A 20,904-nucleotide genomic window follows, 5' to 3' on the forward strand; every position below is an offset into this window, starting at 1 on the left:
CGCCAGGGTTTTTGCGGGGTGTTCTTGACCAGCACTTCGCTGCCGCCGACTGCTTTGCCCGGTGCCAATTCCATCTGCGCCTGGTTGGAGGGCAAGCGGTTCAGTTGGTCGACCATCTGCTCGATTTCGCGCAGGTTGAGCAGGTCGCCTGATTTGCCTGGGAAACTCATGGCGAGCTGGCGGTCAGTGATCCCGCTGCCCTCTGCGCCCTTCATGCCTTCCAAGCGGCCTTCCACCACTTGTACCTTGAGGTTGCCACTGCCGAGGTTTTGTTGCGGCAGGTAGGCGCGACTGGTGACCAGACCTTTGGCCAAGTAATGGTCGGTGATGACCTTGAGCAGATCATTGAGCTGTGGCACGCCAAGACATTGGCCGATGTAGGGCTTGAGCAGGCTGGCGCGCTCGCCTTCGGACAGCGCGTCGGCGCCGCTGAGTTCAATGGTGTTGATGGCGAAACAGCGAGTGTCGGCGGGCGCTGTCGGCTTGGCTGGGGCGGCGGCTTTGCCGGGCAGGTCCTTGAGCTCTTCGAGGCGGCGCTGTTGCTCTTCGAGCAGGCGATCCTGGCGGTCACGGATCAGGTCGGTAACGCCTGGCGTGTCCTGCGGGGTTGCGCCTTGGGCCATCCCGGCCGTGCTCAGGCAAAAAAATGCGAACAGCAGGCAAAGCCTGGTCCGACGTACCGAACGCCACATTGACAGATCCCTCTATATGGCACAGTGCCATCAATTGGCGGCGATCATAGAGTGGCGAAATAGTGGCGTCAATTAAATGTACAACTTTGTTCCACTGCCGACATAAAGAGAATCGGTATTACCGCCCGGGGCGAAGACAGAACGCTCTGACGCTCTCCTTTAAAGAGCCGAGCGTTCTAGTCATGGACCAAGCCCATATAGGGTTAGCTTGTCTCTCACGCTTTCGCTCACCTGTGTCTCAACCCAAGACGTTAGATAGGCCGCTACCGCATCGCCTCCAGTGCGTGCCTCACCTGCTCAACATCCACATGAACAGACTTCAGAGTCGTGGCGATGCTTCGATGCCCCCACAGATCCTTGACGATATGGCGGCGGCTAAAGCCGAGAAAATCACTTGATATGACCCTGTGACGACGCGCCTATTGGTCACTACGCCGATCACCGGTGACCGTAGCAAACGTCAGATCCACCACTCACACCACCCCGTCGTAAGTCCGAATGTTCTGCCGCAACGCCGCCAGAAAGGAAAAGGCATTCTCCACCCGCTCCCCCTCAAACCCCTGGTAGTAATTGTTCGCCGTCAACACCGTACCAGCACCGCGTTTGTTATCCGGGTGGAGACAATAGGGAATCGATAAAAACCCACTGTCGAATGCGCTGAGTATCGCTTCGGACAAGTCGGCATCACGCGCCAGCGTGCCTTCAATCAGTCGCCTTGCTGCGTCCAGGATGCGGGCGTGCTCTTGCGCGTCGAACGGGATATCCGGCAACACACCCTTGGTGTGCAAGCAATAGCTGGCGTATTCCAAGGCGGCGATGTTTTCTTCGATCCGAGGAATACGCCGTGACTCCACCGGCGTTTTTATGATCACGCGCTGTACACCGGTGGATCGAATCATGCCGAGTGCATCGCCGGTGATCCGGCAAAACCCGCCCAGGGTTCGTGGGAAAAACCCCATGAACACGTAGCCGACGAAGTGGTAGCTGCCCGGTGCGAAGTATTCGCTGGCGAGTTGTTGCAAGGCGGTCACAGCGGCACGGTCCTGCACGGGCGAGGTGCCCTGGGCGTAGGAGAACGACAACGTCTGGATGCCGTGAGCGCGCAAAAACAGACCTTCCAGAATGTTGAGCGCCACTAAAATGACCGGGTCGCACATCTGCCCCATCATACAGCCGGCAAAGCTCTCGATGTGGCTGTGCTCCGATCCTGCGGAAAGCACCCGACAGGCTTTTGCCCAGTGGCCGAAAGCCTCACGCAGCGGCGTACGGCTGTACGGCAGGCAATAGGAAATGGGCCCGCCCTCGGTGGTGGCCGAGCCGATTTCGACCATGCGTTCGAAGATGTGCAGCGGATCGGGCGAGCCATGGCGAATCTGCACCGGCAGGTGGTAGCGCGCATGAATCTGGTCGAGCATCGCGCGAGTTTTCGTCGCCGGGTGATTCACGATCGGGTAGCCGTTAAGCATGGACGCGCTGTCGATCGCCCGTTGCGCCGCCTCAAGGTTATTCACTCGAGTAAATGCATCGAGGGTGATGGTGCATACGGTGTTCGCGCGACTGGCCGCCGTGGCCTCAAGCCCGGACTGCATCAGGCCGGGGTCACTGAAGCCCATGCGCGGCTGGAGCACTGGGCCGTGCAGGTCAAACTGTTCAAGCACGTGGGTGTTGAAGTCGTTCATGTCGGCAGGCCTTTTCCGGTCCTTGTGTTATCTGGCGCCGAGTACGCGTTCATCGCGCTACCCGCTTTTCCAGGTAATGGGCGGGAAACAACTGTGCGCTGACGAGCGCCTGAAAGGCATCAAAACTGTTCGCCACGCTGTCGTCGAACACCTCGTCACACCCCGCCTCCCGAAGCGTATCGCTGTGCCGGGCGATGGTCTGGGCGTCGTTTTCAGTGCAGATTTTTCCGCCGATGTAGAGCCCGTCGACGTGATGGGTCTCGCTGCGAATGCGCCGGGCGAGTTCGGCGCCCTCAAGGTAGCCGTGACCATTGACCGTGCTGATCACAACGATTGCGCAGCCATTGCGCTCAAGCCGCGCAATGACGTCGTCCATCGGTGTGTTGGGCCCCAGGTTTTCTACCTTGTAGCCCAGGTCGTTGAGCAGAAACTCCATGAACACCAGATTCCAGCTATGGGAGTCTGATGGCACGGTGATGAGCAGTGCGGTTTTGTTGAACGTCATCGTTAAAATCCCTTTTAAGTTTCTGTTTTTCTTGCGTAATACGGAAGTGCGTTCTGGAAGTTGCGAAAGTTGACCGTGACGGCGCTGATATAGCCCCAGTAATCGGCGTAGTTGGTCGGAAACGGTTTTGAGCCGTCGATCCTGTCGCGCTCGCGCGCGGTAATGTAATTGGGCCACTCTTTGGATCGGGGGCGTCGGTGGTGAAAGTCGTGGCACGGCGTATCGCCGACCATCACGAACACACGGATGAACAAATGGAAGCCCAGCATTTTGATCATCCAGACGCTGATGCAAACGCTGCGGCGCAGAGCGCCCGCTGCGTGCGGTATGCGCAACTCTTCACCAATGAATACGCCGGTCGTGCTTTCGCAGATGAAGTCGATACCGCGCCGTTCCAGGACCTCCACGCTGGGCCAGGTGTGCTCGGCAGCCAGGCGGAATGTGGTGCTTATGTGATAGCCGGCAAACACCGGCACCACCCACGCCATGATGAAAAGATCGAAATGGCCCAGGGCTGCCGCCAGTAGACTGACCGTGGCCCAGAAGCTCAGCGTCAGGGCGGCGACACGGCGGTTCGACGCGGTTGCGGTGCCCTTCACTCGGCTCCAGAACGAGCGCAGGATAGCCAGCGGTGACAGCGCGGTGCAGACCAGTTTGGTCCACATCGTGGTCACGCTGTCGGAAGGTGTTAATCCCACCACCCCTTGCAGGTACGACAGAGTGTCGTCATCGTCTGTCAGCAGCGTTTTGGAACTGTGGTGCAGCGTGTGCTCGCGCTTATAGGTATCGAAGGGTTTGAGCATCAATACGCCGGAAATGATCCGGCCCACGGTCACGTTCGTTTCGCGCTGTTCAAACACCATCTCGTGGGCGCAGTTGTGGCAAATCATCACCTGCATCTGCTTGATACCGCCGGTGGCCAGCACAAAACCCAGCGCCCACAAAATGACGCTGCCGTGCAAGTAACCGACGCCGGCCAACACCACGCCCGATGCAATTAATCCCGCTGATACAAGAATATGGTGAATGGGTTTCAGCGTACGAACCTGGTTAAGATCCTCAGGTAGAGGCTTGGCGGTCAGCCAGCTCAAAAATGGCTGCATGAACCCTGGAAGGGTGCGCATCGAGTTACGTATCATCCATGTTTCCTCTGCGGGTTCGTTCCATCGAAAAAAACTGTACCGTGACCTCTCGTTATTTCGAACAGAAATAGGTGGGGATCGATTTTTCATTTTTGAGTACGGCATCAACGTGAACTGGGATGATCTGAAAGTTTTTATCTTCGTGGCGAAGTCCAATAACGTGACCGAGGCGGGAAACTCGCTGAAAATTTCGGCATCGACGGTGTCGCGCAAGATCGCCGCACTTGAGGAGTCGCTGAGTGCCGTGCTGTTCCTGAAAAAGACCAACGGCTATTTCCTGACGGAAGCCGGCAGAGCGTTGCTTCCGCTGGCACTGGAGACGCAGGAGCGCTTCAAGCTCATGGAGCGTCAGATATCGCAGCCAAATGACCGGATGGCTGGTCCGGTGCGCATCGATTGCCCAGAGCTGATGGGCACGCACCTGATCATTCCCGGGCTGGCGGACTTCCGTGATCGATACCCCGAGATCAGCTTCGACTTCATCAATACGGCGGTGTCGTCAAAACTCACGCAAAGCCATAGCGACATCATTATCCGCCTGCGCAGGCCGGAAAACGGTAACTTCACCATGCGCCGGGTCGGTACGCTGATGCAGGGGCTTTTCTGTTCGGACGGGTATGCGACCGCTAACAAACTGCCCGCGACGCCGGATGACCTGAAGGACCACCAACTGATTGGCTGGACCGAGGAGATGTCTTATATGCCGCTCGCGCGATGGCTCAATGAGGTGAGCGGCGAGCAGAAACCGTGGATGCGCGTATCCAATCTCAATGCCCAGCTCAAGGCGGTGGAAGCTCATCTGGGGATCGCCGCGCTGCCGACCTATGTCGCACACCAGTCGGGCTTGCGTCAGGTCCTGGCCGACAGCCCGCTGCACAGTTCCGATATATGGCTGCTGCGCAATCAGGCGACGCAGGGCGTGGGTCGCGTCGATCAAGTGGTGGACTACCTGACGGAGCTGTTCCACAGCAAAACGGCAGAGATGTAATAGCGTGCGGTGGATGAAGGGTCATGGCACCAGGATCAGTGAGCCTTGGGTTTGCCGGTCCTGCATGATGCGATGAGCCTCGGCTGCCATGGCGAGCGGAAGGCGCGTTATGAGGGGCACAGCAATCAAACCTTTGGACAGCGAAGCGAGCACCTGTGCGGCACTGCTGGCAAGTTCGGTGTCCTGACCGACGTAGTGCTTCAAGGACGGTCGCGTTACATGCAGCGAGCCCATGCTTCCAAGCCGAGACAAATTGAACCCCGTCACGTCTCCCGATGCATTGCCAAACAGCACCAGATGACCGCGCTGACGCAAGCTGGCCAATGACAGCTCAAAGGTAGCGCGTCCGACAGAGTCGAATACGGTGTGAGCGCCCTTGCCGTCGGTCACTTCACGAATGAACGACAAGGCTCCGGGAGCATCGGAGTCAAGGGCCGCGTAGCAGCCGGCATCCAGCACTTGGCGCCGCTTGGCTTCGCTGGAAGCAAGCCCAATCACCCGTATGCCCCTGGCCGCCAGCCAGCCTGTGGCAATGCTCCCCACACCGCCAGCCGCCGCATGCCACACGACCCAATCGTCAGGCGCGAGCGGTACGCAGCGATGAGTCAGGTATTCGGCGGTCAGCCCCTTGAACATCAATGCAGCGGCGGTTTCACTCGATACGTCATCGGGCAGTCGAATGGCGCGAGTGGCTGGCAGTACAGCGTGACTGGCGTAGCTGCCTGTGGAGCTGTCCACGAATGCGACCCGGTCGCCGGGGCTCAAACCTCGCACCTGCGGTCCACAGTCGACCACCCTTCCTGCACCCTCCACGCCCAGGGTTCGTGGAAAGGAAGATCCATCCTCAAGCGCCCCGGAGCGCCGATGTACATCGATGAAATTGACGCCAGCCGCCTCAATGGCAATGGTGATTTCCCCGGGGCCGGCTGCCCGCAATGGGTAGTCCCGTAGTTCGAGGACCTGAGGCTCTCCAGGCTTGGCGAAGACAACAGCATAGGCATGGGTCATGCGACCTCCTTACAGTGGGCCGGTACGCAGGAAAATCCAAACCGCTACCGCGATCAACATCAACCCAAACACCGCGTTCTGTAACACCAGCAGCTTGGGCCGCGCATGGATCAGTCTCTGCACGGACGAGCCCATCGATACCCAGACGACATGGGAAAAGAAATTCAGCGAAATCAGTGCAGCGCTCAAAATCAGGACCGTGCTGCTGCTGGTCTCTCCGGAGGGCATGAAGGTGGAAAACATCACCATCAGCATCACGATGCCCTGCACATTGCCCAACTGCACGACGATGCCGTCTCGAAACTGCAGATGTATGGCTTTGTCGCCAGGCGCCTTCAGCGGACGACGCAGCAGGCGTACACCCAGCCACAGAATGTAGAAACTGCCGAGCACTTGCAGGACCCACACCAGTCGCGGGCTGTTCATCAGCGTGTGGTAAAGCCCCAGCCCGACCAGCACCGCCAGCAGGAAATAGGTGATGTCCAGGCCGATGATGAACTGCACCGAACGACGTACACCGCTTTGTGCGCCCGATGTCGCAACCATCAAGTTTCCGGGCCCTGCACTAAGCGTCAGCGGGGCCATGGTTGACAGCCAAAGCAGCCAGTTGATGCTGAATATCTCTTGCACGTTGTTATCCTCGATCACAGCATGGAATGCACGGTTCAAGTCTAATTGGCAGTTGCTTATAAGGTTATAGCGAAGAGCGCAAAGTGATATCCCATAAATGGGGCAAACGGGGCGGCGCTTGTTTTGTGGCCGGGAGGGAGGGGGCTCGCGCCCTTCCCGGTTATTTGATGCCTGGAGAGTCCGGGGGGATTCAACTTTCAGGGGGCTTGCTTCTGAATCGTAGGATTAGAGACGGCTTCATGCTGGTCACGCTGTGCGCTTTGATCACCCGGGAGAAATCCAAGGCAAAAAAAAGCCTGCATCTCTGCAGGCTTCTCTTTATGTTGCTATCTGGCTCCACGACCTGGACTCGAACCAGGGACCCAATGATTAACAGTCATTTGCTCTACCAACTGAGCTATCGCGGAATGCGCCGTATGTTACTGATTAAAAAGGAGAAGTCAAGCCTTGCCTGGCATTCGGTGGCATTAAACCGGATAGCCGGTTGAATCGGCGTGTTCCTTGGCCAACTCCAGCCAGGCCAAGGCGGCGGGTGGCAGGTGGGCGCTGGCGCGCCAGGCCAGGGCGATGTGCCAGTCGGTGTGGGGTTCGTCCAAGGGGACCAGGGCGATGCCGGCGTGTTGATGTTTGTGCGCCAGCATTCGCGGCAGGAAGGCCACGCCCAGGCCGGCGGCGACCAGGTCGACGATGAAGTCGATCTGCCCGCTGCGGGCGGTCACCTTGGGGGTGACGCCTTTGTGCTCGCAGGCGGCCAGGATCTTGGCGTTCAGGGCGAAGCCCGCTTCGAACAAGATGAACGGCGAGTCCGCCAGGTCGGTGAAGTCGATGCGTGTGTGCGAAGCCAGTGGATGGCTGATGGGCAGCACGGCCATCAGCGGTTCATTGCGCACCGGTTGGTAGTTAAAGTCTTCGTCGACCGGCAACAGCAGGGCCGCCAGGTCGACCTCTCCTGCTTCCAGGCACTCGCGTAGTTTTTTGCTGCCGTATTCGGTGAGTTCGATGTCGATGTCCGGGTAGCGGCTGCGGTAGGTGGCGAACATCGTCGCGAACAGCACACCGCAGCCAACCGGCGGCAAACCGATACGCAGCACGCCACGCTTGAGGCCACGCAGGTCGTTGATCTCGGCCACCAGGTCGTTGTGCTCCGCGAGCAGCACCAAGGCACGGCGGTAGGCGATTTCTCCGGCGGCGGTGAGTTCGTTGCGGTGGCCAAGACGATTGAGCAGCGGCGTGCCCAATTCCTCTTCCAGGGTCTTGACCGCCTTACTCACGGTGGATTGGGTCAGGGACACCACCTCGGCGGCCTGGGAGAAACCACCCTGGCGCACCACTTCGACAAAGGCACGCAATGTTCTCAAGTTCATCAGTATTCCCTTGGCGACTGGATACCAGTGATAAAAGTTGTTTTTATCATGACAGAAATTTACCTATCCTGATCCGCCCTGCCTCGTGGAGACACCGTTCATGATCATCTCGTCCGCCTCCGACTACCGCGCAGCCGCCCAGCGCAAGCTGCCGCGCTTCCTGTTCGACTACATCGACGGCGGCGCCTACGCCGAACACACGATGCGTGCGAACAGTTCGGACCTGGCCGAGATCAGCCTGCGCCAGCGCATCCTGCGCAACGTGGATAACCTGAGCCTGAAAACCACAGTGTTCGGCCAGGAACTGGACATGCCGGTGATCCTCAGCCCGGTGGGCCTGACCGGCATGTATGCGCGGCGTGGTGAAGTTCAGGCGGCTAAAGCGGCGGCGAACAAAGGCGTTCCGTTCTGCCTGTCGACGGTGTCGGTGTGCCCGATTGAAGAAGTCGCGTCACAAAGCGCGCGGGCGATCTGGTTCCAACTCTATGTGCTCAAGGACCGAGGCTTTATGCGCAACGCGCTGGAGCGCGCACAAGCCGCGGGGGTCACCACACTGGTCTTTACCGTGGACATGCCCACGCCCGGCGCGCGCTATCGCGATGCTCACTCGGGCATGTCCGGCCCGTTCGCCGCGCAGCGACGTATGCTGCAGGCCATGACCAAGCCGCAGTGGGCTTTCGACGTCGGCTTGATGGGCCGCCCGCACGACCTGGGCAATATCTCCAAGTACCTGGGCAAACCCACGCATCTGGAAGACTACATCGGCTGGCTCGCCAACAACTTCGACCCGTCGATCAGTTGGAAAGACCTGGAGTGGATCCGCGAATTCTGGAAAGGCCCGATGATCATCAAAGGCATCCTCGACCCCCAGGACGCCAAGGACGCAGTGAGTTTCGGCGCCGATGGCATCGTGGTGTCCAACCATGGCGGCCGCCAACTGGACGGCGTGCTGTCCACCGCCAAGGCCCTGCCACCGATTGCCGATGCGGTGGGCGATGACCTCACGGTGCTGGTGGACTCCGGCATCCGTTCCGGGCTGGACGTGGTGCGCATGCTTGCCCTGGGGGCCAAGGCGTGCCTGCTGGGTCGCGCCAGCGCCTATGCCCTGGCTGCCGATGGCCAAAACGGCGTGGAAAACCTGCTGGACATTTTCGCCAAAGAAATGCGCGTGGCGATGACCTTAACCGGCGTAACGTCGATTGACCAGATTGACCACACCACCCTGGTAGGCCAGCGGCAGTAAGACGGACATCAGCCAAATAACCGGCGCGCTGATTCAACGACTGCTTTCTGATTAGGGAGTAGTCGTTGTTTTATAAGAACATTTAATAATGTTAAACAAATTGGCATGAATATCGCTCTAACCAATCCCAAGCAGGTTAAGCGATGACAAGACGTGCGGCGGTGCCCAGGGGTTATAACCCACTGCAAAGCGGTCTAAACTGTTACTAATGTTTTACGGAACTGAAGGAACAGTAAGACGCTTGGCACTTGCCACTCTCATCGAGCCTGTAAGACAGCTTAGTGCTTAGAGGCCGATCGCTTATGAAAACACCTACCCAGACCAACGCAATTGACTTCGACAGTGCCAAATTGCAACGCCTGGGGTTTGGTCAGCCATCCCTCCTTCCACGCCGCCCCACGACCCTTGCTCAACTTCGCCAACAGCTAGGCCAGCAATTGCAAACCAGCCTGGAGCCGGAGCGCATCCTCGGCGTGTTCTTCCGCGAGATCCAGCGCCTGGTGCCCTTGGACGCCCTGCAATACCGTCATCAAGCCAGCGACCTGCGCCTGGAATTCGGCCATCGCGGCCACCATTCGGTGAGCTACAGCCTGAGCCATGAAGGCGAACACCTGGGCGAGCTGATCTTTCGGCGTAACCAACGGCTGTCGGAAGAGGAGCTGGGCCAGCTCGAATCGCTGCTGGCCCCCCTGCTCTACCCGATGCGCAACGCCCTGCTGTATCGCGCCGCCACCCGCAGTGCCCTGCGCGACCCGTTGACCGAGACCGGCAACCGCATCGCCATGGACCAGACCCTGCAACGGGAAATCGACATGGCGCGCCGGCACCTGAACCCGCTGTCCTTGTTGATGATCGACATCGATCACTTCAAGCGCATCAACGACACCCATGGCCACGCTGCGGGCGATAATGTATTGCGCGCCGTCGCCGCGGCGATCAAGGGCCAGTTGCGTAACGTGGACATGGTGTTCCGGTTTGGCGGGGAAGAGTTTCTGATCCTGCTGTCCAACACCGGCCGAGACGCGGCGGCGATGGTCGGTGAGCGCCTGCGCCAAGCGGCACAGGCCCAGGACTACTGGGCGGATGACACGCGGATCGAATTGACGGTAAGCCTCGGTTGCTCGACCTTGCTGGCCGCCGAGTCTGCCGAAAGCCTGCTGCGCCGAGCCGACACCGCGTTATACGTGGCCAAGCGCGAAGGCCGTAACCGCCTGGCGATGGCGGGGTAACCCCGCCAACGCGCGACACTTCAATGCTGGCGAGGGAGCAAGCTCCCTCACCACAGGTCAAGCTTCGCTGGCGACCCGCGCCTGGCGCTCACGCATCACTGCGGGGGCTTTCTCTTTCTCCAGGCGCATGCAGCTTTCCAGGAACAGGAACATGTAGTCGTAGCTCTTGCACACGGCTTGGCGCAGTTCTGCCTGCAGTTCCTTGGTCGGGTTCATGCCGGCCAGGGTGCAGATGATTTCCAGCGCTTCCCACGGGTGGGCATCATCGTACTGGGCGTGCATTTTCAGCCACTTCATCGCACGTTTGCGCTCTTCCTCGGGAAAAGCCGCCGCATAGACGCCGGTGGAACACACCACGGCGGACCATTCCCCGGTCGCCCCTTCGATCGCGTAGTTGGTCGCGGCGATGGCCACAATCAGCGAATCGGCGGAGCTGGTGTGCCAGCACCAATGGCTCAGTGCATGCAACTCCGGCGATACGTTCTGGGCCTGCAACTCCTCCAGGCTCACACCATGGGCACGGGCCCAGTGCACCCAATAGTCGGCGTGGTTGAGTTCCACGCGAATATTGCGCATCAGCCAGCGGCGCGCCATGTCTTCCCCAGGATGGCGGGCAAATTTGGTCTTGGTGAGGTTCTGTGCCATGTACAAGGCAAACTGTTCCACCACTGGCCAGCCACCGATCAGGTAATGGCGCATGGTTTTGGCGCTGAGCGTGTTATCGCGCATGCGCTGGTACAGTTCGTGTTCGACAACTCGACGCTTGCTCTCGCTACAGTCCAGGATCAGTTTCTGAGCCCAGGCGGGGTAACTCGAGGCTTCCATAAGCGGGCCGGTTCTGTTGAATGTGTCGATCACTGTTAAGGCTCCTTTTTAAGTGTGATTGTACAGACCAGCAAATGTTTCAGCGGAATGTGCCGGGCGCCTTGAATAACAGAGGCTGCGGCCGCACAGGTCGACACTGCAAGCTATCAAAGGTAAACAATTGCGGTCGTTCAATCAGGTAGCCCTGAGCGTAATCCACACCAATTTCGAGTAACGCCTGTTCGATTTGCGGTGTCTCGACAAACTCTGCAATTGTGCGCTTACCCATGACGTGGCCGATGTGGTTGATCACTTCGACCATCGCGCGGTTAATCGGGTCGTCCAGCATATCCTTTACGAAACTTCCATCGATCTTCAGGAAGTCTACAGGTAAATGTTTGAGATAGGCGAATGAGGACATTCCGGCACAAAAGTCATCCAACGAAAACTGACAGCCTAAGGCTTTGAGTTCATTAATAAAGCGGATCGCACTGCCCAAGTTTGCAATAGCGCTGGTTTCGGTTATTTCAAAACAGATCATGCCGGGCGGAATTGCGTAAGTATGAAATTTCTCACGCAAAAATCCGAGAAAGTCATCATCACCAATAGTTATGCCTGACAGATTGATCGCACACATGGCCATAGGGCGACCCGGACGCTCGTGCAGGCAACGGGCGATGATCTTGAACACATTCTCCACCACCCAACGGTCCAGGGATGTCATCAGACCGTAGCGCTCGGCGGCCGGGATAAAACTGTCGGGCAAGATGATGCGCCCGGCTTCGTCGTGCAGGCGCAGCAGGATCTCGATATGCCCATCACCACCGTCGGTCTGCCCCAGGGGTGAGATTTCCTGGGCATACAGGCAGAACCGGTTCTCTTCCAGGGCCATGTGCAGACGCTGCACCCAGGCCATTTCGCCAAAGCGCAGCGACAGTTCCGAGTCGTCGGCGTGGTACACCTGCACACGGTTGCGGCCCTTTTCCTTGGCCATGTAGCACGCCATGTCGGCGGCGCGCAGTGAGGTTTCCAGGGTGGTCGGGGTGTGCCCCAAGTGCACCAGGCCGATGCTGACGGTGGTCATGAACGGCCGGCCCTTCCACACAAAGTGCAGGCTTTGCACGGTATGGCGCAGGCTCTCGGCGATTTTCTCCGCCACCGCCGCCGGGCAATTCTCCAGCAGGATGCCGAATTCATCCCCGCCCAGGCGCGCCAGGGTGTCGCCTTCGCGCAGGTCCGATTGCAGCAGCGCGCAGATATGCCGCAGCAGCTCATCACCCGCCGCGTGGCCACAGGTGTCGTTGACCAGCTTGAACTGGTCCAGGTCAAGAAACATCAAGGCATGTCGCCCGCCGTACTGCTGAGCAGCAGGATGCAGCACCTGTTCCAGGCGGAACTCGAATTCGCGACGGTTGGCCAGGCCGGTCAGGGCGTCGTGAGTCGCCTGCCAGGACAGGTTGGCAATGTATTGACGCTCCTGGGTCATATCGTGCAACACCAGCACCGCCCCGGTGACTTTACCCCCGCTGCGGATCGGCGCGCCCACCAGGGTCACCGACACCGTACTGCCATCCAGGCGTTGGATGGTTTTCGAATGCTCACTGCCGCCGCTCAATTGGCCCTTAACGATATGTTCGATCAGGGTAAAGCCGTCGGGCTGGGCATTGTCATCCAGCAAGTTGAACAGCGCTGCCAGGGGTAACCCTTGCGCCTGGGCCGAATTCCAGTGGGTCAGCGCCTCGGCCGCCGGGTTCATATAGCTGATGGCGCCGTCGACGTCGGTCGTGATCACCCCATCGCCAATCGACTCCAGGGTGATCTGCGCCCGCTCCTTCTCCTGTTGCAGGGCATCGGCAAAGGCGTGGCGCTGAGCCAGTAACTTATGCGTACGCAACAACGCCAGCACAATCAGGCCGAGCGCCGTGGCCAGGTTGGTGATCAGCAGCAACCCCAGGATCATCCGCGAGCCTTCGCCCAACGCATCACTAAAGGCCTTGGCAGCGGGCGTCACGCCTTCGTTGATGGCGATGATATGCGCCTTCCATTGCTGCACATCGTTGGCGCTGACCTGGTCGCGAGTGATCGAGCTGTGCATCTCACGCGCCAGTTCATCCAATTGCACCAGGTAGCCATCGCCGACGGTCCACAGCTCGATGGCTTTTTCCAGGTAGCTGAAATGGCGAAAATTGAGGTACAACCAGATCAGGCTGGAAACGTCATCCGGGTGGTTGCCGCCTTTGAGAATGCCCAGGCGTGCAGCGCTCAGGTCGGGCGTGGAACGGTCCAGGGCAATGCGCAGTTCATGCCCGCCCTGAGGCACGGCAATGGCCTGCTGGTACTTGAGGTAAGTGGTTTCGTCGCGGTTATCGGCGTACAGCGTCAGGTAATAGATGGCGTCTTTCTGGCCCTTGGACCACAGGCTTTCGCCGGCCACATAGCCACGTACTGCCGAAAGCACGTAAAGACTGACGCAGCCTAACAATGCCTGGAACAGTACGACGGCTATAAAGGGCCAGACAATGCCCAACAGCCTTGGCGTTCCGAGAGTCCGCTTTTGCTTCATGAAGTCCCTTGCACATGCACTGCTGGATACGCACGCGAAAATCCGCTTCTGATAGCTCAGCCTAGGCTAAATCAACGCACTTGTTGCAGGTGTCCATAGAGTTTGGCGTACAGGCCGCCGTCGGCAATCAACTGTTGATGATCACCATCTTCAGCAATGTGACCGCCGTCGAACACTAATACTCGATCGGCCTGCTTAACCGCCGACAGGCGGTGGGCAATAATCAGTGTAGTACGCCCGCTGAGGAAGCGCGCGAGCGCCTGGTGCAGGTTGTACTCGGTGGCGGCGTCCAGGGCGGAAGTCGCTTCGTCGAGGATCACCACTTTCGGCTCGGCCAACACCATGCGCGCAATCGCCAGGCGCTGACGCTGCCCGCCGGAAAACCGCACTCCGGAACGCCCCACCACACTGTCCAGGCCCATCGGCAATGCCTTGACGGTAGCCTCCAACTGCGCAATTTCCAGTGCCTGCCAGCAAGCTTGGTCACTGCGCTCGCGGCCCATGGTCAGGTTGGCGCGCACGGTGTCGTTGAACAGCGCCGGGTGTTGCAACACCACAGCGACGTGCTCGCGAATGGTCTCCAGGCCAATTTCCTGCTGGGTGGCGCCGCCAAATCGGATCGTCCCGGCCTGGGGCGTGTAAAGCCCGAGCAGCAGCTGCACCAGGGTGCTTTTGCCGCCACCGCTGGCGCCGACGATCGCCACCTTTTCACCGGGCGCGATGGCCAGGTTCAACTGGTCGAGCACCCGGTCTTCGCCATAGCCGAAACTGAGGCCGCGCACCTCGATGCCCACGGTCTCACGCCCGGCAAACGGGTCTTGGCCCCCGGCGTACTGCGGCTCATCGGCACGCGCCAGCAGTTCGTTGATCCGCGTCAGCGCCCCGCCCGCCGCGTAGTAGGCGTATTGCAGGTTCAGCAGCTGTTCCACCGGGCCGATCATGAACCACAGGTAACTGAACACCGCGAGCATCTGGCCAATGGACAGGTCGGAGAACAGCACCGTGAGCATCGCGGCGGCGCGGAAGATGTCGATACCAAACTGGAACAGCAAACCACTGGCGCGGCTGGAAGCGTCGGTTTTCCACTGGGAATGGATCGCGTAGTCACGCACCTCCTGGGCACGCTGGCCGAGGCGCCCGAGGAAGAAACCCTGGCGGTTGCCGGCGCGCACTTCCTGAATGGCGTCCAGGGTTTCGGTCAGCGCCTGGGTAAAGCGCGAGGTGCTGTCGTTCTCCAGCTTCTTAAGGTGTTTGACGCGCTTGCCCAACTGCACCGTGGCGTAGATCACCAGCGGGTTGAACAGCAGGATCAGCAAGGCCAGCTGCCAATGCATCCACACCAGAATGGCCGAGGTGCCCACCAGCGTCAGCATCGCCACCAGAAAGCGGCTGAGGGTTTCACCGACGAATTTATCCAGGGTGTCCAGGTCGGTGACCAGGTGCGTGGTGACCGTGCCGCTGCCCAGGCTTTCATATTCGCCCAGGGAAATACGCTTGAGCCGTTCGATCAGGCGCACGCGGATGCGGTACACGATGTCCTTGGCCAGCCGCGCAAACAGCCGCGCCTGCACCACGTTGAATACCAGCGCACCGCAGCGCAGCAACAGGGTCACCAGCAGCATCAGGCCGATATAGCCGGCCGCCTTCTGCCAACCCAGAGGCAGCGCGTGGTTCATCACGTTCAGGGCCGCATCGCCGTGGCCCAGCAGCACTTCGTCCACCAATAACGGCAACAGTAAAGGGATAGGAACGCTGCACAGGGTCGCCAGCACGGCAACGCCGTTGGCGATCCACAGGGATTTCTTGTGGCGCAGGGCCAGCCGGCGAATTTCTGCCCAGGTCAGGCGATCGGTGCGTTGAGGGCGTTCATGCACAGGTTGCCCGCTCCAGCCATCGGCCCAATAACGGCGACAGCTCGGACAACGGCTGGTAACCATTGGTCAGCAGGGCCAACTGGCCATTGCGCTCGGCCAGCAGCGTCGGAAAACCAGCGATGCCCAGATCCTGCACCCACGTAAAGTCGGCAGCGGTGGCGGCGTGTTGCTCGGCACGGTCGAAGGCGCCCGCAAACTCGATACGCGGGATGCCCGCTTGCTCGGCCAACTCCACCAGCACACTGGCCAAGGTCACGTCGCGACCCTCGACATAAAATGCGCGCTGGATCAGCCCCAGCAGCGTCCAGGCACAGTCCGGCGCCAGGCTGCGGGCGGTGACGATGGCGCGGCACGCCGGCTCGGTGTCGTAGACAAAACCATCGGGCAACGCGCCTTCACGCTTGAACGGCTGGCCGGTGGCCTCGGTGACCGCCTGCCAGTGCTCCAGGATGTAGCGCCGAGTGGTTGGCTCCAGCGCCGCACCGCTGCCGGTGCGCAAGCCGCCCACCACCAGGTGCAGTTCCACGCCGGCCGCCTGGGCCTGCTCCACCAACGCCTCGGCCACCGGGGCAAAGCCCCAGCACCAGGAACACATCGGGTCCATTACGTAGAGCAGGCGCGCGGACATGGCTCAGGCCTCGGAAGGGGTTTGCTTGTAGTTGAAACCAATCGGGTGCGGCATGTTGCGGGCCTTGGCCAGCTCGATCTGCTTTTGCCGGTCGATCGCGCTGCGACGGGTTTTCTCCGGCAGCTTATCCCAGCAATGCGGGCAACTGATGCCAGCCACGTAGTGCTCGGAGGCGCGGTCTTCAACGCTCACCGGTGTGCGGCAAGCATGACATTGATCGTAGTCGCCTTCGCTCAAGTCGTGGCGTACGGTCACGCGATTATCGAAAACAAAGCAGTCGCCCTGCCACTTGGTTTCCTCCTGGGGCACCTCTTCGAGGTACTTCAGGATGCCGCCCTTGAGATGATAAACCTCATCGAAGCCTTCGCTGAGCATGTAGCTCGAGGCCTTCTCACAGCGAATGCCACCTGTGCAGAACATGGCGACTTTCTTATGCTTGGCGGGGTCGAAGTTGGCTTTGATGTAATCGGGAAATTCGCGAAAGCTGGTGGTTTTCGGGTCGATCGCGCCCTCAAACGTGCCGATGGACACTTCATAGTCGTTACGGGTGTCGATCAACAGCACTTCCGGGTCGCTGATCAGCGCGTTCCAGTCCTGCGGCTCGACGTAGGTGCCAACTTTCTTGTTCGGGTCGACGCCCTCGACGCCCAGGGTCACGATCTCTTTCTTGAGCTTGACCTTGGTGCGGTAGAACGGCTGGTCGTCGCAGTAGGATTCTTTATGGTCGATGTCGACCATGCGGGGGTCGGTCTTCAGCCAGGCCATCAGGCCATCAATGCCTTCACGGCTGCCGGAAACGGTGCCGTTGATGCCTTCTTCGGCGATCAGCAAGGTGCCTTTGATGCCGTTGTCGACCATCGCCTGCAACAGTGGCTCGCGCAGGGCGACGTAATCTTCGAGAGTGACGAACTTATACAGTGCCGCCACGACGATCGGTTGAGTCATGGGTGTTCTCTCCAGGTGGCTACCCTCGTAAGGGGTGAACCGGATGCAAAAAAAACGCGCCGGCTAAGCGGCGCGTTGCGGATTCTAACAAAATTGGCGACGTTTATGGACCGCCTCTTTACTGTGGCGAGGGAGCTTGCTCCCACTGGGCGGCGAAGCAGCCCCAACAAGCCCATGCGCCAGAGTGTCAGTGCCCGCCGGCGCAGGTCGGCGAGGCCGGGGCTGCGTCGATTTTCGCCCATTCATCAGGCGTGTAGGTATGCAGCGCCAGCGCATGAAACTCGCTCATCAGGTCACCCAGGGTGGCGTAGACCTTCTGGTGGCGCTTGACGCGGTTGAGCCCCTCGAACTGCGGGCTGACCAGCACGGCCTTGAAGTGGGTCTGCAACCCACGGCTGTGCATATGGCTTTCATCCAGCACGCTCAAGTGGTCGGTGCCCAGGGCGGCAAGCGCCGTTTCGATACGCTGTTGCATGGTCATTCCTGCTTACTTCTTCTTGGCCGGTGCGGCGGCTTTTGGCGTCAGCTCGTTGGTCATGTCTTCCAACAGCTTGTTCACCACCGGCACGGCGCTTTCCAGCTTTTGCTGGGTCATCTGGGCCGATTGCTGGGTCAGTTGCGGCATTTTTTCCAGGACTTTCTTGCCCAGTGGCGACTGGTAGAAGGCAACCAGGTCCTTGAGTTCGGATTCGCTGAAGTTGGTGGTGTAGAGCTTGACCATGTCAGGCTTCAGCTTTGGCCAGCCGATAGCCTGGTCCAGGGCGGCGTTGGCCTTGGCCTGGTAGCTGTCCAGTACGGACTGCTTGGCGGCAGGCGCCTTGGTCTGTTCGAAACGCTGGGCGAACATTTGCTGCACTTGCATGTACACCGGGGTACCCAGCTTGTCGGCATGGGCCAGGGTAAGGAAGGCTTCGGCACTGGCGTTGTGGCTGGCGGTATCGGCAAAAACCTGGCCGCTGGCGCAAACCAGAGCAACCGCGGTACAGATGGCACGAAGACGAGTCATCGAGTTTCCTTTTCTAGCAGGCGAGGTAAGACCCCAAGGGCGCCCATTCTGCGCCTAAAAAACGCCATGGCTCAACCCCACGCCTTGTAGGGCCTGGATTTGCGGCGCCCAATCCGATGAAAAGTCTTTTAGGGGAACCCCCAGGGCTCATCACAGCCTAAACTGCGCAAACGAACCTGAAGGAGTGTGCCCGATGAGCCGTATCGAAACCGACAGCCTGGGAGAAGTCCATGTCCCGGATGACGCTTACTGGGGCGCGCAGACCCAACGCTCGCTGGTGAACTTCGCCATCGGCGAACAACGCATGCCCCTCGCGGTACTGCACGCCCTGGCCCTGGTCAAGAAAGCCGCGGCACGCGTCAACGACCGCAATGGCGACCTGCCTGCCGACATCGCCCGCCTGATCGAACAGGCCGCCGACGAAGTGCTGGCGGGTCAACACGACGACCAGTTCCCCCTGGTGGTCTGGCAGACCGGCAGCGGCACCCAGAGCAACATGAACGCCAACGAAGTGATCGCCGGCCGCGCCAATGAGCTGGCGGGCAACCCGCGCGGCGGCAAGAGCCCGGTGCACCCCAACGATCATGTTAACCGCTCCCAGAGTTCCAATGACTGCTTCCCGACCGCCATGAGCATTGCGACCGTACAAGCAGTGCATCAGCGCTTGTTGCCGGCGATCGCGACACTGTCCGGCGGGCTGGCCGAGTTGGCCGCGCGGCATATGAAGCTGGTGAAGACCGGTCGCACCCACATGATGGATGCCACGCCGATCACCTTTGGCCAGGAACTCTCAGCCTTTATCGCCCAGCTCGATTACGCCGAACGCGCGATTCGCAGCGCCCTGCCCGCCGTGTGCGAGCTGGCCCAGGGCGGCACCGCCGTCGGCACCGGGCTGAATGCGCCCCATGGGTTTGGCGAGGCGATTGCCGCCGAACTGGCGGCGCTGTCGGGACTGCCGTTTGTCACGGCGCCGAACAAATTCGCCGCCCTCTCCGGCCACGAGCCGCTGGTGACCCTGCATGGCGCGCTGAAAACCCTGGCCGTGGCCCTGATGAAAATCGCCAACGACCTGCGCCTGCTGGGCTCCGGCCCGCGCGCCGGGCTGGCGGAGGTGAAGTTGCCGGCCAACGAACCGGGCAGCTCGATCATGCCCGGCAAGGTCAACCCTACCCAGTGCGAAGCGCTGTCGATGCTGGCCTGCCAGGTCTTGGGCAACGACGTGACCATCGGCATCGCCGCCAGCCAAGGGCACTTGCAGTTGAACGTGTACAAGCCGGTGATCATTCACAACCTGCTGGAATCGATCCGCCTGCTGGCCGACGGTTGTAATAACTTCCAGGAACACTGCGTGGCCGGGCTCGAACCTGACCCCGTGCAGATGGCCGCACACCTGGAACGTGGATTGATGCTGGTCACAGCGCTCAATCCGCACATCGGCTACGACAAGTCCGCAGAGATCGCCAAGAAGGCTTACGCCGAAGGGTTGACGCTTCGGGAAGCGGCGCTGGACCTGGGCTACCTCACCGATGCGGAATTCGACCAATGGGTTCGACCGCAAGACATGCTGGGCGCCTAGCCTAGGACGTCACCCGTAACCGCCGGGCCTTGAGCCCGGCGAGCAACGACGGCGCCAGCGCCACGGTCGCCGAGCCCAGTACCACCACCAACGCCCCGGCATACCCCAGGGCGTTGATTTCTTCGGCCTGCACATATTCGGGCCACAGCCAAGCCGCCAAGGCCACCGCCACAAACGTCACCAGCGGCGTGAGCGACAGCGTCGCACTGACCCGCGAGGCTTCCCAGTGGGCGAGCGCTTCGGCAAAGGCGCCATAGGCCACCAGGGTATTCATGCAGCACGCCAGCAACAGCCAGCCTTGCAGCGGGCTCAGGTCCAGTGCCTCCAAGGGATGTGCCCAGGGCGTGAGCAACAAGGCGCAGGTGAGGTAGATCACCATCATGACCTGCAACGAATTCCACACCGTCAGCAGCTGTTTCTGACCCAGGGCGTAGAACACCCAAATAGAGGTGGCGAGCAGGATCGTCAGTACCCCGGCCGTGTAGGCGCCGAGGGACGTCAGCAACTCTTCCAGGCGCTGATTGAAGAACAGGCCAAAGCCTGCGATCAACACAAATAACCCCAGCACCTGCCCGCGACTGAAGCGCTCCTTGAACACAAACACACTGGCGATCATCAAAAAGATCGGCCCCATCTGCACCACCAACTGCGCGGTGCCGGGGCTGAGCATTTTCAGGCCCACCAGGTACAACACATAGTTGCCCACCAGGCCACACACCGCCATTCCCACCAGCCAGCCGCCCTTGGGGCCCAGCACCTTGCGGCTGGGCAGGCGCTTGGTAAGCGCCAGGTAGATGAACAGGCAACCACCGGCCACGGTCAGGCGAAACCAGGTGACGGTGATCGGGTCCATCACCTGCAGGACCTGTTTGAGTTTGATCGGCAGAATGCCCCAGAGCAGCGCGGTCAGCAGGGTCAGGAGAAAACCATAGACCCAGCGGCCGGAAGAGATGTGCATGAGCGCCCCAGAAGCCAGAGGAAGTGGAGCGGGCATTCTAGGGGCAAGCGCACAATTGTAGATACGCCGC

The 20,904-nt window shown here is 60.2% G+C and carries 19 protein-coding genes and 1 tRNA gene; 4 read left to right on the forward strand and 16 right to left on the reverse strand.

What is annotated here, in order from left to right:
- The 4 genes from AC3ZU9_RS02905 to AC3ZU9_RS02920 form a co-directional block, all read right to left on the reverse strand.
- Positions 1–692, reverse strand: a 692-nt coding sequence (locus tag AC3ZU9_RS02905) for a POTRA domain-containing protein (RefSeq protein WP_490090297.1), incomplete at its 3' end; no start/stop codon positions are given.
- A gap of 473 nt (positions 693–1,165) precedes the next feature.
- Complete coding sequence (locus AC3ZU9_RS02910; RefSeq protein ID WP_102061939.1) at positions 1,166–2,371, reverse strand: methylaspartate mutase; 1,206 nt, start codon at positions 2,369–2,371, stop codon at positions 1,166–1,168.
- 49 nt (positions 2,372–2,420) lie between these two features.
- Positions 2,421–2,876: a cobalamin B12-binding domain-containing protein gene (locus tag AC3ZU9_RS02915; RefSeq protein ID WP_102061940.1), complete on the reverse strand. Its 456-nt coding sequence runs from the start codon at positions 2,874–2,876 to the stop codon at positions 2,421–2,423.
- A 14-nt stretch (positions 2,877–2,890) separates the two neighbouring features.
- The gene (locus AC3ZU9_RS02920; protein ID WP_490090298.1) at positions 2,891–4,015 is read right to left on the reverse strand and encodes a fatty acid desaturase; all 1,125 of its coding nucleotides are present in this window, start codon (positions 4,013–4,015) and stop codon (positions 2,891–2,893) included.
- A gap of 112 nt (positions 4,016–4,127) precedes the next feature.
- Between AC3ZU9_RS02920 and AC3ZU9_RS02925 the strand changes: the two genes are divergently transcribed.
- Positions 4,128–5,006: a LysR family transcriptional regulator gene (locus tag AC3ZU9_RS02925; RefSeq protein WP_490090336.1), complete on the forward strand. Its 879-nt coding sequence runs from the start codon at positions 4,128–4,130 to the stop codon at positions 5,004–5,006.
- Positions 5,007–5,027: 21 nt separating this feature from the next.
- Here the strand turns inward: AC3ZU9_RS02925 and AC3ZU9_RS02930 are convergent, their stop codons facing one another.
- The 4 genes from AC3ZU9_RS02930 to AC3ZU9_RS02945 all read right to left on the reverse strand — a co-directional run bounded on the left by AC3ZU9_RS02930 (position 5,028) and on the right by AC3ZU9_RS02945 (position 8,008).
- Complete coding sequence (locus AC3ZU9_RS02930) at positions 5,028–6,014, reverse strand: quinone oxidoreductase family protein (protein WP_490090299.1); 987 nt, start codon at positions 6,012–6,014, stop codon at positions 5,028–5,030.
- A 9-nt stretch (positions 6,015–6,023) separates the two neighbouring features.
- The gene (locus AC3ZU9_RS02935) at positions 6,024–6,644 is read right to left on the reverse strand and encodes a LysE family translocator (protein ID WP_082893892.1); all 621 of its coding nucleotides are present in this window, start codon (positions 6,642–6,644) and stop codon (positions 6,024–6,026) included.
- Between the two features lie 331 nt (positions 6,645–6,975).
- Positions 6,976–7,051: transfer RNA gene (locus AC3ZU9_RS02940), tRNA-Asn, on the reverse strand.
- A gap of 60 nt (positions 7,052–7,111) precedes the next feature.
- Entirely contained in the window at positions 7,112–8,008 is an 897-nt protein-coding gene (locus tag AC3ZU9_RS02945; RefSeq protein ID WP_015885074.1) for a LysR family transcriptional regulator, read from the reverse strand.
- 100 nt (positions 8,009–8,108) lie between these two features.
- On the opposite strand from AC3ZU9_RS02945, the gene lldD reads away from it, so the two are divergent.
- Both lldD and AC3ZU9_RS02955 read left to right on the forward strand, forming a co-directional pair.
- Positions 8,109–9,251: an FMN-dependent L-lactate dehydrogenase LldD gene (lldD, locus tag AC3ZU9_RS02950; RefSeq protein ID WP_122810075.1), complete on the forward strand. Its 1,143-nt coding sequence runs from the start codon at positions 8,109–8,111 to the stop codon at positions 9,249–9,251.
- A 302-nt stretch (positions 9,252–9,553) separates the two neighbouring features.
- Positions 9,554–10,480, forward strand: a complete 927-nt coding sequence (locus tag AC3ZU9_RS02955) for a GGDEF domain-containing protein (protein ID WP_043205693.1) — start codon at positions 9,554–9,556, stop codon at positions 10,478–10,480.
- A 57-nt stretch (positions 10,481–10,537) separates the two neighbouring features.
- Here the strand turns inward: AC3ZU9_RS02955 and AC3ZU9_RS02960 are convergent, their stop codons facing one another.
- From AC3ZU9_RS02960 to AC3ZU9_RS02990, 7 genes are all read right to left on the reverse strand, one after another.
- Entirely contained in the window at positions 10,538–11,305 is a 768-nt protein-coding gene (locus AC3ZU9_RS02960; RefSeq protein ID WP_371916690.1) for an iron-containing redox enzyme family protein, read from the reverse strand.
- A gap of 79 nt (positions 11,306–11,384) precedes the next feature.
- A complete protein-coding gene (locus tag AC3ZU9_RS02965; RefSeq protein WP_015885078.1) occupies positions 11,385–13,847 on the reverse strand; it encodes an EAL domain-containing protein in 2,463 nt (820 codons plus the stop codon).
- Between the two features lie 71 nt (positions 13,848–13,918).
- Positions 13,919–15,721 (reverse strand): ABC transporter ATP-binding protein, encoded by a 1,803-nt coding sequence (locus tag AC3ZU9_RS02970; protein WP_015885079.1) that lies wholly within the window; start codon positions 15,719–15,721, stop codon positions 13,919–13,921.
- Positions 15,714–16,316, reverse strand: coding sequence for a DsbA family protein (locus AC3ZU9_RS02975; RefSeq protein ID WP_015885080.1), 603 nt, complete (start codon positions 16,314–16,316; stop codon positions 15,714–15,716). Before AC3ZU9_RS02975 ends, AC3ZU9_RS02970 begins: the two co-directional genes overlap by 8 nt.
- Positions 16,317–16,352: 36 nt before the next feature.
- Positions 16,353–17,294 carry an oxygen-dependent tRNA uridine(34) hydroxylase TrhO gene (gene trhO, locus AC3ZU9_RS02980; protein ID WP_015885081.1) on the reverse strand — a complete coding sequence of 314 codons (942 nt, stop codon included), beginning with the start codon at positions 17,292–17,294 and terminating at the stop codon, positions 16,353–16,355.
- 187 nt (positions 17,295–17,481) lie between these two features.
- Positions 17,482–17,775 (reverse strand): BolA family protein, encoded by a 294-nt coding sequence (locus AC3ZU9_RS02985; RefSeq protein ID WP_015885082.1) that lies wholly within the window; start codon positions 17,773–17,775, stop codon positions 17,482–17,484.
- 6 nt (positions 17,776–17,781) lie between these two features.
- Positions 17,782–18,300, reverse strand: coding sequence for a DUF2059 domain-containing protein (locus tag AC3ZU9_RS02990; protein WP_015885083.1), 519 nt, complete (start codon positions 18,298–18,300; stop codon positions 17,782–17,784).
- 193 nt (positions 18,301–18,493) lie between these two features.
- On the opposite strand from AC3ZU9_RS02990, the gene AC3ZU9_RS02995 reads away from it, so the two are divergent.
- Positions 18,494–19,876, forward strand: coding sequence for a class II fumarate hydratase (locus AC3ZU9_RS02995; protein WP_046036071.1), 1,383 nt, complete (start codon positions 18,494–18,496; stop codon positions 19,874–19,876).
- 1 nt (position 19,877) lies between these two features.
- On the opposite strand, the gene AC3ZU9_RS03000 is transcribed toward AC3ZU9_RS02995, so the two are convergent.
- Positions 19,878–20,834 carry a DMT family transporter gene (locus tag AC3ZU9_RS03000; protein ID WP_015885085.1) on the reverse strand — a complete coding sequence of 319 codons (957 nt, stop codon included), beginning with the start codon at positions 20,832–20,834 and terminating at the stop codon, positions 19,878–19,880.
- Positions 20,835–20,904 lie beyond the last annotated feature (70 nt).

The sequence above is a fragment of the Pseudomonas sp. A39 genome (genome assembly GCF_058145955.1).

What these genes read in the sequence shown, in the direction of transcription:
- trhO (WP_015885081.1), bottom strand. Translation starts at nt 17,294, where the DNA reads ATGACTCAACCGATCGTCGTGGCGGCACTGTATAAGTTCGTCACTCTC.
- AC3ZU9_RS02920 (WP_490090298.1), bottom strand. Translation starts at nt 4,015, where the DNA reads ATGATACGTAACTCGATGCGCACCCTTCCAGGGTTCATGCAGCCATTT.
- AC3ZU9_RS02960 (WP_371916690.1), bottom strand. Translation starts at nt 11,305, where the DNA reads ATGGAAGCCTCGAGTTACCCCGCCTGGGCTCAGAAACTGATCCTGGAC.
- AC3ZU9_RS02990 (WP_015885083.1), bottom strand. Translation starts at nt 18,300, where the DNA reads ATGACTCGTCTTCGTGCCATCTGTACCGCGGTTGCTCTGGTTTGCGCC.
- AC3ZU9_RS03000 (WP_015885085.1), bottom strand. Translation starts at nt 20,834, where the DNA reads ATGCACATCTCTTCCGGCCGCTGGGTCTATGGTTTTCTCCTGACCCTG.
- AC3ZU9_RS02975 (WP_015885080.1), bottom strand. Translation starts at nt 16,316, where the DNA reads ATGTGTTCCTGGTGCTGGGGCTTTGCCCCGGTGGCCGAGGCGTTGGTG.
- AC3ZU9_RS02915 (WP_102061940.1), bottom strand. Translation starts at nt 2,876, where the DNA reads ATGACGTTCAACAAAACCGCACTGCTCATCACCGTGCCATCAGACTCC.
- AC3ZU9_RS02930 (WP_490090299.1), bottom strand. Translation starts at nt 6,014, where the DNA reads ATGACCCATGCCTATGCTGTTGTCTTCGCCAAGCCTGGAGAGCCTCAG.
- AC3ZU9_RS02910 (WP_102061939.1), bottom strand. Translation starts at nt 2,371, where the DNA reads ATGAACGACTTCAACACCCACGTGCTTGAACAGTTTGACCTGCACGGC.
- AC3ZU9_RS02955 (WP_043205693.1), top strand. Translation starts at nt 9,554, where the DNA reads ATGAAAACACCTACCCAGACCAACGCAATTGACTTCGACAGTGCCAAA.
- AC3ZU9_RS02945 (WP_015885074.1), bottom strand. Translation starts at nt 8,008, where the DNA reads ATGAACTTGAGAACATTGCGTGCCTTTGTCGAAGTGGTGCGCCAGGGT.
- AC3ZU9_RS02985 (WP_015885082.1), bottom strand. Translation starts at nt 17,775, where the DNA reads ATGACCATGCAACAGCGTATCGAAACGGCGCTTGCCGCCCTGGGCACC.
- AC3ZU9_RS02965 (WP_015885078.1), bottom strand. Translation starts at nt 13,847, where the DNA reads ATGAAGCAAAAGCGGACTCTCGGAACGCCAAGGCTGTTGGGCATTGTC.
- lldD (WP_122810075.1), top strand. Translation starts at nt 8,109, where the DNA reads ATGATCATCTCGTCCGCCTCCGACTACCGCGCAGCCGCCCAGCGCAAG.
- AC3ZU9_RS02995 (WP_046036071.1), top strand. Translation starts at nt 18,494, where the DNA reads ATGAGCCGTATCGAAACCGACAGCCTGGGAGAAGTCCATGTCCCGGAT.